This window comes from Kitasatospora sp. NPDC002543 (genome assembly GCF_053594915.1).
In genome coordinates, this window is the sequence record NZ_JBSFWR010000027.1 from 45918 (window position 1) to 60132 (window position 14215).

Genomic DNA, 14215 nt, shown 5'->3' on the forward strand with positions numbered 1-14215 from the left:
ATCAGCCTCAATAATGGTCGTTGGACTATCATGTGGCCCCGATGCCGCCCGCTCGGGCCGTCGTTCTCACCCGAAGGAGGGGCGCCCTCGAGTCGTCCTTGAGTGCGCCCCTCCGGGGCCGGTCACGATCCGCCACCGGCCGGGGCCTCCGCGGCCCCGGCCGGTGGCCGGATCCCGCTACTGCCGCGCCGCGCCGAGCGTCGCCGGCCGGGTCCGCAGCAGGGCCCGGACCGGCACCCCGGTCGCCGCGAGGCAGAGCAGCACGGCTCCGACGGCCAGCGGCAGGGCGAGCATCGGCGGGACGTACGGGGCGGCGTTGGCCACGCCCCGGGTGACCGGCACCAGGGTGACCCCGGCGATCGCCGCGCCGACCGCCAGCCCGGTCGAGGCCACCAGCAGCGCCTCCCAGCGCATCATGCCGCGCACCTGGCGCCGGGTAGTGCCGGCCAGCCGCAGCAGCGCGACCTCACGACGCCGGTCCAGCACCGTCATCACCAGGGTGTTGGCGGCGCTGACGGCGGCGAACCCGCCGAGCACCGCGGCCATCACGGTGTTGGCCCAGCCGTTCAGCTCCAGGCTCTTGTCCGCCTGGGCGACGAACCCGGCCCGGTCGGTGACCGCGGCCCCGGGCAGGGCGCCCAGCCCGGCGGCCACCGCCGCCGGGTCGGCGCCCGGGGCGTCGGCGACCAGCACCTGGCTGTCGTACCCGGCGGTGACGTGCGCGGCCACCGCGGCCCGCGGCAGCAGTGCCTGGCCGACGCCGAGCCCGCGGTCGTACACCGCGACCACGGTGGGCCGTACGGCGGTGCCGTCGCCGAGCCAGAGCGGGACCTGGCCCCCGACCTTCGCGCCGAACTGGTCGGCCAGGGAGGAGCTCAGCGCGATGGTGTCGGGGCCGCGGCCGAGGTCGGCGAGCGTGCCGCTGCGCACGCCCAGGTCGAGCACCTTCGGCAGCCCGGCCGGGTCCCCCTCGACGCCCAGCACGGGCGCGGAGCCCAGCAGGCCGCCGGCCTTGATGACGACGCCGGTGCGCAGCACGCCGACGGCGGCGTCCACCCCGGGCACCCGGGCCGCGCGCTCGGCCGTCCCCGCGGGCAGACCGGGGCCGGTGGTGCCGATGACGTGGTCGGCGGTGACGCCGGCCCTGACGTTCTCGCCGGCGGTGTGGCGCACGGTGCTCTGGAGGATCAGCAGGGTGCCGCAGAAGGCGGTGACCAGGACGATCGGGGTGATCGCGGAGGCCAGTCGGCGGGCGTTGGCACGGGTGTTGTCGGCGGCCAGCGAGCCGGGCGCGCCGCCGGCCCGCAGCGGGGCGCCCAGCACCACGGCGGCCGCCCGGGCCAGCCAGGGGCCGAGCAGGGCTACGGCCAGCATGAAGCACATCACCACGCCGAGCGCGGTCTGGGCGGCCTTGGCGCCGTCGAGGGCGGTGGCGACGACGGCGGCCGCGCTGCCCCCCGCGACGAAGACCAGTCCGAAGGCGGTACGCACCCGGCCCGGGCGGGGCGGTTCGACGGCGGCCTCGCCGAGCGCCTGGGCGGCGCGCATCCGGGACGGCCGGCGGGCGGCCAGGGACCCCGCCGCCAGCGCGGAGAGGGTGCAGACGAGGACGGCGGCGAGCATCGGCAGCGGGCCGACGTCCAGCCGGACGCCCGCGGGGACGGCGCCGCGCTCGACCAGCTGGTCGAACCACCAGCGGGCGAGGGCGATCCCGGGCAGCGCGCCGAGCGCCGCGGCGAGCGGCGCGACCAGCACCGCCTCGGTGGCGATGGTGCGGCGGATCTGGCGCGGGGTCGCGCCGATGGCGCGCAGCAGGGCGAACTCTCGGGCGCGCTGGCCGGTGGCGAGGGCGACGGTGCTCATCACCACGAAGATCGCGGTCATGGCCGCGTAGCCGCCGAAGCTGCCGCCGATGCCCACCAGCAGGGTGCGGGCGTCGCCGAGGGCGGGTTGCTCGACCTCGCTCCGGTCGTCCCCGGTGAAGACCCTGGCGTCGTCGCCGACGGCCTGGCGGACCTGCGCGGCGAGCGCGCCGGGGCTCACCCCCTCGCGGGGCTGCACGGCGACGGCGTCGATCCGGCCGGGGTGGCCGGAGAGCCGGTCGGCGGTGGCGTCGGCGAACCAGGCGGTGGGGCCGGCCTGCTGGGCGGCGGCCAGGCCGGAGACCCGGTAGCTCGCGGCGCCGCCGGGCGCGGTGAGCGTGATGCTCGCGCCGGGCGCGAGCTTGGCGGCGCGCGCCGTCTCCGCGTCCAGCACCACCTCGTTCGCGCCGGGCGCGCGGCCCTCGACCAGGGTGTCGCCCGGCCCGGCGATGCCGAGCGCCGCGAAGCCCCGGCCGGTCAGGGCCGGCGACCGGTCGGTGGCGGGCAGCGGGAAGGCGGTGTCCGGGCGGGCGGCCGCGACCCCGGGCAGCGCGGCCAGCCGGCCGGCCAGCGCCGTGTCCGTCCGGGCCCGCTCCGGAGTGGCCTGCTCCACCGTCTCGGTGTCCTCGCCGACCTTCGTCCTGATCTTCACCGCCTGCTCGGCCGCGACCACCACCGGGGCGTCCGCGTACCGGGTGGGCTTGAGGCCCGCGGTCAGACCGGTCTGCATCAGCACTCCGCAGGCCGTCACCACGGCGGCGCCCAGCAGCAGGGCGACCAGGGTGCCCACGAAGGACGCGGGACGGAAGCGCACCGAAGCGCGCGCGAGTCCGTTGGTCACGCCGCCGCTCCCACCGGGCGGGCGGTCAGCGCGACCATCCGGTCCGCGACGGCCTGCGGCGTCGGGTGCGGCAGGTCGTCCACGACCGCGCCGGCGGCCAGGAACAGCACCCGGTCGGCGAAGGAGGCCGCCACCGGGTCGTGGGTCACCATCACCACCGTCGCGCCGAGCGAGTCCACGGCCTGGCGCAGCAGGGCCAGCACCTCGTGCGCGGTCCGGGTGTCGAGCGCCCCGGTCGGCTCGTCGGCGAACACCACGTCCGGACGGGTGATCAGCGCGCGGGCGATCGCCACCCGCTGCTGCTGGCCGCCCGAGAGCTGGCCGGGCCGCCGCCGGCCGTGCTCGCCCAGGCCAACCCGCTCCAGCAGCTCCCGCGCCCGGCCGCGGTCCTGGCGCTCCCCGGCCAGGCGCAGCGGGAGCAGCACGTTCTGCTCGACGGTCAGCGAGGGCAGCAGGTTGAAGGACTGGAAGACGAATCCGATCCGGCTGCGGCGCAGCTCGGTGAGCCGGTTCTCGCTCAGCGCGGTGATGTCCTCGCCGCCGAGCCGGACCTGCCCGGAGTCCGGGCGGTCCAGGCCCGCCGCGCACTGGAGGAAGGTGGACTTGCCGGAGCCGGACGGGCCCATCACCGCGGTGAAGCTGCCGCGGGCGAGCGCCAGGTCGATCCCGCGCAGCGCCTGCACCGCCGTCTCGCCGCGCCCGTAGCCGCGGTGCACCCCGCGCAGCTCGATCGCGGGCGCCGCCTGCGCGCCACCGCCGTACGGGGCCGTGCCGTACGGGGCCCCCGCGTACCCGTCCGCGTCGTACGGAGCGGCGCCGTGGTCGGCGCGGCCGTGGCCGTGTCCGTCAGGGCCGTACGGGTCCGTCCCGAACTCGTCGTTCCTGCGGCGGTCTTGGCGGCGTGCCATGGGGAGCCTTCCTTCGGTTCTGCGTCGCTCGTCGTCAACGTCTTCCAACCTAGGAGCGACGGACTCCGCGAACCATGCAGGCCACCGGCGGACCGATGGTGGGGTTATCCCCCCACCCGTTCGCCGGAAATCCCCAGGTAGGAGGCGTGCAGCTCGGCGAGCACCGGGTGCGCGGGGTCGAAGGCGGTGCCGTCCACGGCCGCCAGCGGACGCACCCCGACGCCCGCGTTCACCGCGAAGGCGGCGGAGAAGCGGTCCAGCCGGCCGACGGGCAGCGGCTCACGGGACTGCGGCCCCGAGTACGCGGCGGACAGCAGGGCCTCGGTGACGCCGGGCAGGCTCGGGCCCTGCGGCCAGACCAGCGCGTCCCCGGCCAGGAAGCCGACGTTCCAGGTCGCGCCCTCGACCACCAGGCCGTCCTCGCCGACCAGCAGCACGTCGTCGAACCCCGCCAGTTGGGCCTGCCGGCGATGGCGCACCAGACCGAACAGGCCGACGTGCTTCACCTCCGGAAGCTCCCGCCGGTAGGTCGCGGTGCGGACCCGCAGCGGGGCCGGCGCGGACGCCCCGGCCGGGCGGGTGGTCACCAGCAGGGCGGGCACCGCCGGGGCCGCGGGTCGCTCCAGGCCGAGCGCCGGGTCGTACACCGTGACCCGGACGATCACCGGCGCGCCGTCGGCGGGCAGCACCGCGCCGATCCGCTCCCGCACCGCCGCCCGGTCCAGCTCGGCGCCGAACAGCACCCGGCAGTCCCGGACCAGCCGGTCCAGGTGCAGCGACAGACCGCGCACCCGGCCCCCCTCGGCGCGCAGGGTGGTGAAGTGCCCGTAGTTGAGCAGCCCCAGCGCGGCCAGCCGCGCCGGGTCGGCGGGGGCGCCGTCGATCTCGATCTCAGCCATCCCCCGAGTCTGCCAGCAGCGGCGACGCCGACGGGCCCTGCTCCGGCAGCACGGCGCCCGGCAGCGCGGAGCCCGGCTGTACCGACCCCGGCAGCCCCGAACCGGGCAGCCCGGCGCCCGGCAGATCGGAGCCCGGCAGCGGCACCGGGCGGTACGGGCTCACCATCCGCCGGCCGGCCGCCCGGGCCTCCCGCTCGAACTCCTCGATCCGGTACGCCAGGCCCTCCGGCTCCCCGGCGTCCGACCAGCGCCACGCCTCCGACCACCACTGCGGGCCGCGCACCAGCGGCCGGCCGGCCAGCGCCAGGTACAGGGCCAGCGTGGAGCGGGCGTACGCGTGCACCCAGCCGTCGCAGCCCCGGTAGTCCGCCGTCTCGTCCAGCCGCAGCCAGCGGCCCTCCTGCCCGGCGGCCAGTATCGGCACCCAGCCGCCCGAGCGGTCCGCGACCAGCAGGAGCAGCCGGCCGTCCTCCTCCCGCACCCGGTGCCGGGGCAGTTGGGGCATCCGGGCGAAGGACAGCGAGCGCTTCCAGCCCACCACCCACAGGCCCCGGCGCAGGTAGTAGCGGACCGCCGGCTGCCAGCTCCAGTGCGCCTCCAGCCGGAACCCCGGCAGGCCCTCGGCGGTGGCCGCCGCGTACACCTCGTCCAGGGCGGCGGCGGCCAGGCCCCGGCCGCGCGCGTCCGGGGCGACGTAGAGGGAGGAGACGGCCAGCTGGCTCGGGCCCTTGGTCCAGTTGTCCACGGCGACGGTGCCCACGACCGTGCCGCCGTCGTCCTGGATCCAGTAGCGGCGCCGGTACAGCTCCCCGCCCGGCCACTCCCGGCCGCTCTCCCCGAGCCGCTCCCGCCACCCGCGCTCCGCCTGCGGCGCCAGCCCGTCCGGGTCCACCAGCTCGCCCAGCCCGCCCTCCACCAGGGACGCCAAGTCCCAGAGCGCGAACCGCCGTTCCTCCCCCGGCCCGGCCGCCCGCAGCCGCGGCCCCGCCGCCAGCCGGTCCTGCGCCCGCTCCACCGCCGCATCCCACGACCTCACCACACGGCGAGGATAGCGGTGCGACGGGGACGATCAGTAATCCGCCCGCCACCGAACGTCAGTACGGGCCGGGCGCCCGGGTTCCGGGCCGGACGGACCCGCCCGCCGCCCTGCCCGCCGCCCTGCCCGCCGTCCCGGTCGCCGCCCCGGTCGGCGCCCGGACCGAGGGGCCGGCGGCGTGACGGCACGGGGCTCCGCCGGGTGGCGACGGCCCACGGCGGCCCGCCGTACGGCCCACGGCCGCTCGGCCCGCGCCCGCCGCGGGCCACCGCAGAGGTAGGGAAAACCCGACCACGGGACTCGACTTGACCGTGATGACCCCGCCGGCCTGCGGCGATGCAATGAACGGGTGACGAAACGGGCGTGGTGGTGGTGCGGCGGGTGGCTGGCCGCGGCGGGGTGGGCGGGGGCGTTCCCGATGGTGTCCGGGCTCGGGCCGCACCGGAGTTGGGGGGCCTGGGCGGCCTGCGGGTACCTGCTCGCGGCGCTCGTCGCGGTGACGGCGCGGCGGCGCGGGCCCGGGCTGTCGGTGGCCGTCGCGGCCGTCGGGGCGGTGCTGGTGCCGCTGTCCGTGCTGGTGCTGAGCGGGCAGGGGCAGAGCGAGGTCGGGGTGATCGAGCGGTCCGGGTCGCTGCTGCTGCACACCGGCACGCCGTACCTGGACGGTCCGCGGACCGTCGCGGAGTACGACCCGTACCTCCCGGGGATGGCCCTGCTGGGCCTACCCCGGGCGCTGTCGGGCGGCTCGCCGCTGGGTGACGCCCGGCTCTGGTGCGCGGCGGTGTTCCTGGTCTGCGTGCTGCGGACGGTGCCCGCCGGGCGCCGGCTCGGTGCCGCCGCGCTCGTCGCCTCGCCGGTGGTCGCGCTGCCGCTCTGCGTCAGCGGGGTCGACCTGCCGCTCACCGGCCTGTGCCGGCTCGCCCTGGTCCGTGCCGCCGAACGGCGGCCGGTGGCGGCCGGGTTGGCGCTGGCCGCCGCCTGCTCGCTGAAGTGGACGGCCTGGCCCGCGCTCGCCGTGGTGGCCGCCCTGCTGGCGGCCTCCGCCGGTCGGCGCGCCGCGCTGCGCGGGACGGCCGTCGCGGTGGGGGCGGCGGCGGTGGCGGTGCTGCCGGTGGCGCTGCGCGCGCCGGGCCCGCTGGTGGAGCAGGTGTTCGCCTTCCCCATCGGGCGCGGCCGGCTGGCGACCCCGGCCGCCAGCCCGCTGCCCGGGCGGCTGCTCGCCGATCTCGGCCCGGCCGGCTGGTACGTCTCCGTCGGCCTGCTGCTGCTCGCCGGACTCGCCGTCGGGGCCTCCCTGTTCGTCCGCCCGCCCCGCACCGCGGCCGCCGCGGCGCACCGGCTGGCCCTGGGGCTGTCGGCGGCCTTCCTGCTGGCGCCCGCCGGGCGGTTCGGCTACCTCGCGCTGCCGCTCGTCCTCGTCCTCCTCACGTTCCCGCCCTCCACTCCGAAAGGCCTGCCATGGGCACCACCCTCGTCGTCACCAACGACTTCCCGCCGCGCCAGGGCGGCATCGAGACCTTCGTCAAGGCCATGGCCGACCGCGTCCCCGGCCACGACGTCGTGGTCTACACCTCGGCCGAACCCGGCGCGGAGCGCCACGACGCCACTCTCCCCTACCCGGTGATCCGCGACCGCGCCCGCACGTTGCTGCCGACCCCGCGGGCCACCCGCCGGGCCGCGGAACTGGCCCGCGCCCACGGCTGCGACCGGGTCTGGTTCGGCGCCGCGGCCCCGCTCGCCGCGATGGCGCCCGGCCTGCGGCGGCTGGCCCCGGGCGTCCGCCGCACCGTCGCCACCACGCACGGCCACGAGATCTGGTGGGCCCGCACCCCGGGCGCCCGCGCCGTGCTGCGCCGGATCGGCCGCGGGACGGACGTGGTGACGTACCTCGGCGCCTACACCCGGGCCCGGATCGCGCCCGCGCTCGGGCCGGACGCCCAGCTGGCGCGCCTGGTGCCGGGGGTCGACCCGTCGGTCTTCCGGCCCACGGCCGCCGGGGGCCCGGCGACCGCCCCGGTGGTGCTGTGCGTGGCGCGGCTGGTCCCGCGCAAGGGCCAGGACGTGCTGATCCGCGCGCTGCCCGCGATCCGCCGGGCCGTCCCCGGGACGACCCTGGTGCTGGTCGGCCGGGGCCCGGACGAGAACCGGCTGCGGGGCCTGGCCCGCCGCCTCGCCGAGCCGGGCGGCGTGGTGTTCGCCGGGGGCCTCGACCACGCCGGGACGGCCGTCCACTACGCCGGGGCGGACGTCTTCGCGATGCCGTGCCGCACCCGCCGGCTGGGCCTGGAGGCCGAGGGCCTGGGCATCGTCTTCCTGGAGGCGGCCGCCGCCGGGCTCCCGGTGGTGGCCGGCCGCTCCGGCGGTGCCCCGGACACCGTCCTGGACGGTGTCACCGGGACGGTCGTCGACGGCCGGTCCCCCGCCGCCGTGGCCGCCGCCCTGACCCGGATCCTGCTCGCCCCGCCCGCGGAGCGGGCCCGGATGGGCGCGGCGGGGCGGCGCTGGGCCGAGGAGCACTGGACCTGGGAGGCCTCGGCGCGGCGGCTCACCGAGCTGCTGGACCCCGCCCTGCCCCTGCCCGACGCGGCCGCCCCGGAGGCTCAGGACACCCGGGGCGCTCAGGCCGGCCCGGACGCTGCGGATGCCGCACCCGCCGCCGCGGGCGCCACGGACGCCACGGCGGCCCGGGTCACTCCGGCTGCCCGCGCAGGTGCCTGACCAGTCGGGCGATCGCGGCCGCCCCGCCGTTGGCGTGGACCGCCGCCACCCAGTTCCGCGCCTGGCCCGGCAGGTCGTCCCGGCCCGGGCAGGAGAAGCTGAACAGCCAGACGTGGGCGGCCACGTCGCGCTCGGGCAGGGCCCGCCACTCCTCACCGCCGGCCGCCGTCAGCACGTCCTGGCAGGCCGCCAGCGCCTGGTCACCGTCGCCCGCCCACTCCTGCCTCAGCCACAGCAGGAAGTTGGCCTGGGCCGTCGTGTTGTCGTCCTTGGTCGCCTCTCCCTTGAGCAGCCGGTTGACGATCGCGCTCTGCGGTTCCCGTGTCCTCGCCATGCCGCCATCGTTCCGGCACCGCGACCGCCCTGACAAGGGGGTCGGCCCTGCGCGGGCCGCCCCCGCCGCTCCCCCGTCACGCCCCCCGCAGGTGCGCCAGCACCGCGAGCACCCGCCGGTTGCCCTCCGTCGGGTCCAGGTCCAGCTTCATGAAGATGTTCCCGCAGTGCTTCACCACCGAGGCCTCGGTGATGCTCAACCGGCCCGCCACGGCCTGGTTGTTGAGGCCCTCGGCCATCAGCGCGAGCACCTCCCGCTCGCGCGGGGTGAGGCGGGCCAGCGGACGGTCCGCGGACTGGCCGCGCAGCAGCACCCGGACCACCTCGGGATCGATCACCGTCTCCCCGTCGGCGACCCTCCTCAGCGCGTCCAGGAAGTCCGCGACATCACCGACCCGGTCCTTCAACAGGTAGCCCAGACCGGCCGGTTGGGCTCCGGCGGCGGCGAGCAGCCGGGTGGCGTACGGGGTGGCCACGTACTGGGAGAGGACCAGCACGGGCAGGCCGGGGTGGCGCTCGCGCAGCGCGAGGGCCGCGCGCAGTCCCTCGTCGGTGTGGTCCGGGGGCATCCGGACGTCGGTGACCACGATGTCCGGCCGGTCGGCGTCGACGGCCGCGGCGAGCGCCTCGGCGTCGCCGACGGCGGCGGTCACCCGGTGGCCGCCGAGGGCGAGGAGTTCGACCAGTCCGGCGCGCAGCAGCACCGCGTCCTCGGCGATCACGACCCGGAGCACGGGACCTCCAGCCGCAGCGTCGTCGGGCCGCCCGTCGGGCTCGTCACCATCAACCGTCCCTTCAGCAGTGCCACCCGGTCGGCGAGTCCGGCCAGTCCGGCCCCGGCGGCCGGGTCCGCCCCGCCGCGGCCGTCGTCGGTCACCTGGACGACCAGCCGCCCGCGAGAGACCCGCCCGTGGACGGTGATCGCGCCGGCACCGCTGTGCTTGGCGGCGTTGGTGAGCGCCTCGGTGACGGTGAAGTAGGCGGTGGTCTCCACGGACGGGTGCAGCCGCTCCGGGAGGTCGATGTCGGTGGCCACCGGGATCGGGTGCCGCAGCGCGACCTCGGCGACGGCGGCGGCGAGCCCGTGGTCGGTGAGCACCTGCGGGTGGATGCCGCGCACCAGTTCGCGCAGCTGCTCCAGCGCCTGCCGGGCCTCGCCGCGCGCCCGGGTGACGAGCTCCGCCGCCCGGCCGTCCTGGCCGCGCAGCTCGTACTCGGCGAGCCCGAGGGTCATGCTGAGCGCGACCAGCTGCTGCTGCGCGCCGTCGTGCAGATCGCGCTCGATCCGGCGCCGCTCGGCCTCGAAGGCGTCGGCCAACCGGGCGCGGGAGCGGGTGAGTTCGAGCACCTGGCGGCCGAGGTCGTCCTCCCTGGGCCCGAGCAGGAAGCGGGCCAGCGCCACCTCGGCGACGGTCAGCAGCGCCCCCGTGTAGGCGCAGAGCAGCAGGCCGGCCAGTCCGGCGGCGGAGAACGGCAGCGCGGCGAGCGGACCGGGAACGGCGTGCCCGGGGATCAGCATCACGGTCTCCGGCGCGAGCGCCCACACCACCAGCGGGGCGAGCGCGTAGAGGCCGGAGAGCACCAGCAGCACGGTGAACCCGAGCGAGGCGGCGGCCAGGACGGTCGAGGCGAGCACGGCGTGGGCGAGTTCGCGCCGGGTGGCCCGCTCGCGCAGCCGGGTACGGACCCGGGCGCGCCGGCCCGCCCCGGGCAGGCTGCGGTGCGGGTCGGGCAGCGGGACCGGCTCGACCAGCCGCAGCCGCCACCGGGCCACGGTGGCGGTCGGGATCCCGATGAGCGCCAGGGCGACCAGCACCGGCATGCCGACGCCGACCACCCACAGGCCCAGGCCGAGCACCAGGAGCACCACGAGGACCATCAGCAGCAGCGGCCCGAGCAGTGCGCTGCCCAGCAGGTACGCCCAGCAGCGCGGCACCCAGGAGGTGAAGGGGAAGCGCAGCGGGTGCGCCCACAGCGCCTCGCGGACGGCCGACGGCTGCGGCTCCTCGCCGCTCCCGCCGTCCTCGGCGCCCTCGCCGTTCCGGTCTCTCCCCCCGCTCACCCGTTCACCCTAACCGACCGGCTGACGGCCCTTCGGGGCCGGAACCCGGGCCCGGCGCGGCCGGGTCAGGGCGACGGCCGCGATCACCAGCACACCGCCGGCCAGGGCGTTCCAGCCCACCGGCTCGTGCAGGAGGGCCGCGCCGAGCGCCGTCGACCAGAGCGGCATCACATAGGTGACGGCGGAGGCGACCGTCGGCCCCGCGCCCCGGACCAGCGACAGGTTGAGCAGGTACGCCAGGCCGGTGCCGACCATGCCGAGCACCAGCAGGGCGAGCGCGGGGCCCGCGCCGGGCCACCGCGGGGCGCCCGCGGCGAACGGCGCGACCACGGCCAACTCGGCTGCGGCGCAGGTGACCTGGAGCGCGGAGAGGGTGGTCACCGACTCCGGGCGGCCGGACAGGAAGCGGCGCAGGTAGGCGAAGCCCGCGCCGTAGCAGCAGGCGGCGGCCAGGCAGGCCAGCGCACCGGTGGTCGCCCCGGCGCCGAGGCCGCGCCAGACCCCGAGCACGGTGAGCACGCCCAGGAAGCCGAGCCCGAGGCCCGCCAGCCGGCGGACGCCCGGACGGCGCTCCTCGGGGACGGTCAGCACCGCGAACAGCAGGGTGAACAGCGGGGTGCTCGCGTTCATCACCCCGGCGAGCACCGAGCTGACCCTGGTCTCGCCGAACGGGAAGAGGGTGAACGGCACCGCGTTGAGCAGCACCGCCACCACCGCCGAGTGCCCCCACAGCACCCGGTCGCGCGGGGCCCGCTCGCCGCGCACCACGAGGATCGCCCACAGGGTGGCCGCGCCCAGCAGGCAGCGCCACAGCGCCACCCAGAGCGGCGGCGTCCCCGCGTCGACCGCCACCTTGATCAGGGCGAAGCTCGCGCCCCAGATAGCCGACAGGGCCGCGAAGCCCGGCATCCAGCGCCGCACCCCCACCACCTCCGTTCCGTCTCCGTCCGACCTCTCCGCGCCGACGCGCCCCGGTGATCCGGGCCGTCGGCTGGACAGAGCGTGGCCCGGCACCGGAGCATGAGTCCAACAAGTGACAGTGCATCCGCGATGAGGAAGTCTCATGACCTCGGACGTCAACCTGGCCCAGCTCAGGGCACTGGTCGCGGTCGCCGACACCGGCGGCTTCGGCGCGGCCGCCGACGAACTGGGCATCAGCCAGTCCGCGGTCTCACACGCCGTCGCCGCGCTGGAGCGGAACCTCGGCGCACCCGTGCTGTGGCGCGGCACCCCGTGCCGCCCGACCCCGCTGGGCGAACAGGTCCTGCCGCACGCCCGGACCGCCGTCGCCTCGGCCGCCGCCGTCCGCGCCATCGCCACCCGGCACTCCGGCGGGCCGACCGGCACCGTGCGGCTGGCGGCGCCGACCACCGTCTGCCAGGCGCTGCTGCCCGGTCTGCTGAAGGACTGGCGGACGGCCTACCCGCAGGTCACCGTCCGGATCTTCGAGGGCGAGGACGAGGAGCTGGCGGCCTGGCTGGAGGCGGGCACGGTGGACGCCGCCGTCCTGGTGGACGCCGGACCGCTCCCGCCCGGCGCGGTCGCCCTCGGCGCCGACTCGATGCACGCGCTGCTGCGCCGCGACCACCCGCTCGCCGGCCAACCGACCGTCCATGTGGCCGAGTTGGAGGACGACGACTTCCTGCTCTCGGAGGGCGGCTGCGAGCGCCAGATCCGCGAGGCCTACCGGCGGGCCGGCGCCCGCTTCACGCCCCGGCACCGCATCCGCGACCTCAACACCCTGATCGGCATGGTGCACGCGGGCGTCGGGGTCTCGGTGATGCCCGCGCTGGCCCGGACGATGCTCCCGGCCGACTGCGTCCTGGTCCCGATCCGGCCCGCCGTCCACCGCACGCTGACCCTGACCGGCCCGACCGGCCGCCCGTGGTCCCCGGCCGTCAGCGGCCTGCTGGCGGGGGTGGCCGCCGCGGCCCTCGTCGGAGCCTGACCGGCCATCGGGAGGGGCCTGAGCGGCAGTACCGGGGGGCCTGACCGACCGCACCGGGGGCCGACCGACCGCACCGGCTCCGGAGCGGGCAGGCCTTGACCTCTTTGGGGTTGACCGCCCTTCCAAGACAGGTCTATACCAGTGAGGACCTTCGGCAACCACCCGCCGCCGACGGCCCGTTCGGCCGTCACGCCACCCCCACACCCGGCGTGACCAGGCCTGCTTCCGCCACGTCCGGAGCGACCAGGCCCCCTCCCCCACCGCCGTTTCCTGGAAAGGCCTCCGATGGAACGCGCTCTTCCCCCGCAGCACCCCGCGCCCGCCCCCCGCAGACGCCGCGCCGCACTCGCCGTGGCCGGCGTGCTCGGCCTGGTCGCCGGCGGCGTCGCCGCCCTGGCCGGCACCGGCTCCGCCGCCGCGGACACCACCGGCGCGGCCACCGCTGCCGCCGGGCTCGGCAGCAACTGGTACGCCTCGGCGCCGTACCTGATGCCCGAGGACAACAGCCCGCCGGACGCCGCCGCCGTCATGGACGCCACCGGCCAGAAGGCCTTCCAGCTGGCGTTCATCCTGGCCCAGGGCAACAGCTGTTCGCCCGCCTGGGGCGGCACCTCCCCGATCGACACCGACACCACCATGCCGAGCGTCATCCAGACCGTCCGCGGCAAGGGCGGGGACGTCTCGGTGTCGGTCGGCGGATACGGCGGCACCAAGCTCGGCCAGGTCTGCGGCACCCCCGAGGCGACCGCCGCCGGGTACCAGAAGGTGATCACCAAGTACGGCCTCAAGGCGATCGACTTCGACCTGGAGGAGCCGGAGTACGAGAACACCGCGGCCATCCACAACGAGATCGGCGCGGCGAGGATCCTCCAGCAGAACAACCCCGGCCTGTACGTCTCGATCACCACCGCCGGGACCAACGCCGGCACCGGCTGGTTCGGCACCCAGATGCTCAACGAGGCCAAGTCGCAGGGGTTCACACCGGACAACTACTCGATCATGCCGTTCGACGGCGGCTTCAACGGCGCCGCGGCGCAGACCGACGCGCTGGTGAAGTTCAACCAGATCCTGCAGACCACCTTCGGCTGGAACGAGGCCACCGCGTACGCCCACGAGGGTGTGTCGATGATGAACGGCCGCACCGACGCCGCCGAGTACTTCCACCAGTCCGACTTCCAGACCGTGCTGGACTTCGCCACCGCGCACGGCCTGGCCCGGTACACCTACTGGTCGGTCAACCGGGACCGCCAGTGCGCGGGCAACGTCGACCCGGGGCTGTCCGGCTCCTGCTCCAGCGTGGTGCAGAACGACTGGGACTTCACCAGGTTCACGGTGAAGTTCGCCGGGGCGACCCCGCCCACCACTCCGCCCACCACCCCACCGACGACGCCCCCGACCACGCCTCCGACCACCCCGGGCAGCTGCACCGCCCCGGCGTGGAACGCGGGCACCACCTACAACGGCGGCGCCAAGGTCTCGTACAACGGGCACAACTACCACGCCAAGTGGTGGACGGTGAACGAGGTGCCGAGCGCCGGCGGCCAGTGGGGCGTCTGGGGCGACGACGGGCCCTGCTGACGGTTCCCGCCCCCGGGGCGGGTGGGGTCC

At 76.9% G+C, this 14215-nt stretch carries 12 protein-coding genes; 4 read left to right on the forward strand and 8 right to left on the reverse strand.

Features of this window, described 5'->3' with window-relative positions; all coding sequences use genetic code 11:
* Positions 1 to 177: 177 nt before the first annotated feature.
* The 4 genes from ACWD4P_RS14525 to ACWD4P_RS14540 form a co-directional block, all read right to left on the reverse strand.
* Positions 178 to 2703 carry an FtsX-like permease family protein gene (locus ACWD4P_RS14525; protein WP_449779828.1) on the reverse strand — a complete coding sequence of 842 codons (2526 nt, stop codon included), beginning with the start codon at positions 2701 to 2703 and terminating at the stop codon, positions 178 to 180.
* Entirely contained in the window at positions 2700 to 3611 is a 912-nt protein-coding gene (locus tag ACWD4P_RS14530; protein ID WP_449779829.1) for an ABC transporter ATP-binding protein, read from the reverse strand. Before ACWD4P_RS14530 ends, ACWD4P_RS14525 begins: the two co-directional genes overlap by 4 nt.
* 104 nt (positions 3612 to 3715) lie before the next feature.
* On the reverse strand, positions 3716 to 4510 hold the full coding sequence (locus ACWD4P_RS14535) for an aminotransferase class IV (RefSeq protein ID WP_449779830.1): 795 nt from the start codon (positions 4508 to 4510) through the stop codon (positions 3716 to 3718).
* Positions 4503 to 5546: a GNAT family N-acetyltransferase gene (locus tag ACWD4P_RS14540; RefSeq protein ID WP_449779831.1), complete on the reverse strand. Its 1044-nt coding sequence runs from the start codon at positions 5544 to 5546 to the stop codon at positions 4503 to 4505. Before ACWD4P_RS14540 ends, ACWD4P_RS14535 begins: the two co-directional genes overlap by 8 nt.
* Before the next feature lie 418 nt (positions 5547 to 5964).
* Here ACWD4P_RS14540 and ACWD4P_RS14545 point away from each other — a divergent pair, with 418 nt between their 5' ends.
* Entirely contained in the window at positions 5965 to 7170 is a 1206-nt protein-coding gene (locus ACWD4P_RS14545; RefSeq protein ID WP_449779853.1) for a hypothetical protein, read from the forward strand.
* Positions 7077 to 8264: a glycosyltransferase family 4 protein gene (locus tag ACWD4P_RS14550; RefSeq protein WP_449779854.1), complete on the forward strand. Its 1188-nt coding sequence runs from the start codon at positions 7077 to 7079 to the stop codon at positions 8262 to 8264. The genes ACWD4P_RS14545 and ACWD4P_RS14550 overlap by 94 nt, the downstream gene beginning before the upstream one ends.
* Here ACWD4P_RS14550 and ACWD4P_RS14555 read toward each other — a convergent pair.
* The 4 genes from ACWD4P_RS14555 to ACWD4P_RS14570 all read right to left on the reverse strand — a co-directional run bounded on the left by ACWD4P_RS14555 (position 8236) and on the right by ACWD4P_RS14570 (position 11580).
* Entirely contained in the window at positions 8236 to 8598 is a 363-nt protein-coding gene (locus ACWD4P_RS14555) for a hypothetical protein (RefSeq protein ID WP_359827241.1), read from the reverse strand. The genes ACWD4P_RS14550 and ACWD4P_RS14555 overlap by 29 nt on opposite strands.
* 76 nt (positions 8599 to 8674) lie before the next feature.
* On the reverse strand, positions 8675 to 9331 hold the full coding sequence (locus ACWD4P_RS14560) for a response regulator transcription factor (protein ID WP_359827243.1): 657 nt from the start codon (positions 9329 to 9331) through the stop codon (positions 8675 to 8677).
* Positions 9316 to 10572: a sensor histidine kinase gene (locus tag ACWD4P_RS14565; protein WP_449779855.1), complete on the reverse strand. Its 1257-nt coding sequence runs from the start codon at positions 10570 to 10572 to the stop codon at positions 9316 to 9318. The genes ACWD4P_RS14560 and ACWD4P_RS14565 overlap by 16 nt, the downstream gene beginning before the upstream one ends.
* A gap of 96 nt (positions 10573 to 10668) precedes the next feature.
* The gene (locus tag ACWD4P_RS14570; protein WP_449779832.1) at positions 10669 to 11580 is read right to left on the reverse strand and encodes a DMT family transporter; all 912 of its coding nucleotides are present in this window, start codon (positions 11578 to 11580) and stop codon (positions 10669 to 10671) included.
* Positions 11581 to 11722: 142 nt separating this feature from the next.
* Between ACWD4P_RS14570 and ACWD4P_RS14575 the strand changes: the two genes are divergently transcribed.
* Entirely contained in the window at positions 11723 to 12607 is an 885-nt protein-coding gene (locus ACWD4P_RS14575) for a LysR family transcriptional regulator (protein WP_359827246.1), read from the forward strand.
* Between the two features lie 285 nt (positions 12608 to 12892).
* On the forward strand, positions 12893 to 14185 hold the full coding sequence (locus ACWD4P_RS14580) for a carbohydrate-binding protein (RefSeq protein ID WP_449779833.1): 1293 nt from the start codon (positions 12893 to 12895) through the stop codon (positions 14183 to 14185).
* Positions 14186 to 14215: the final 30 nt, after the last annotated feature.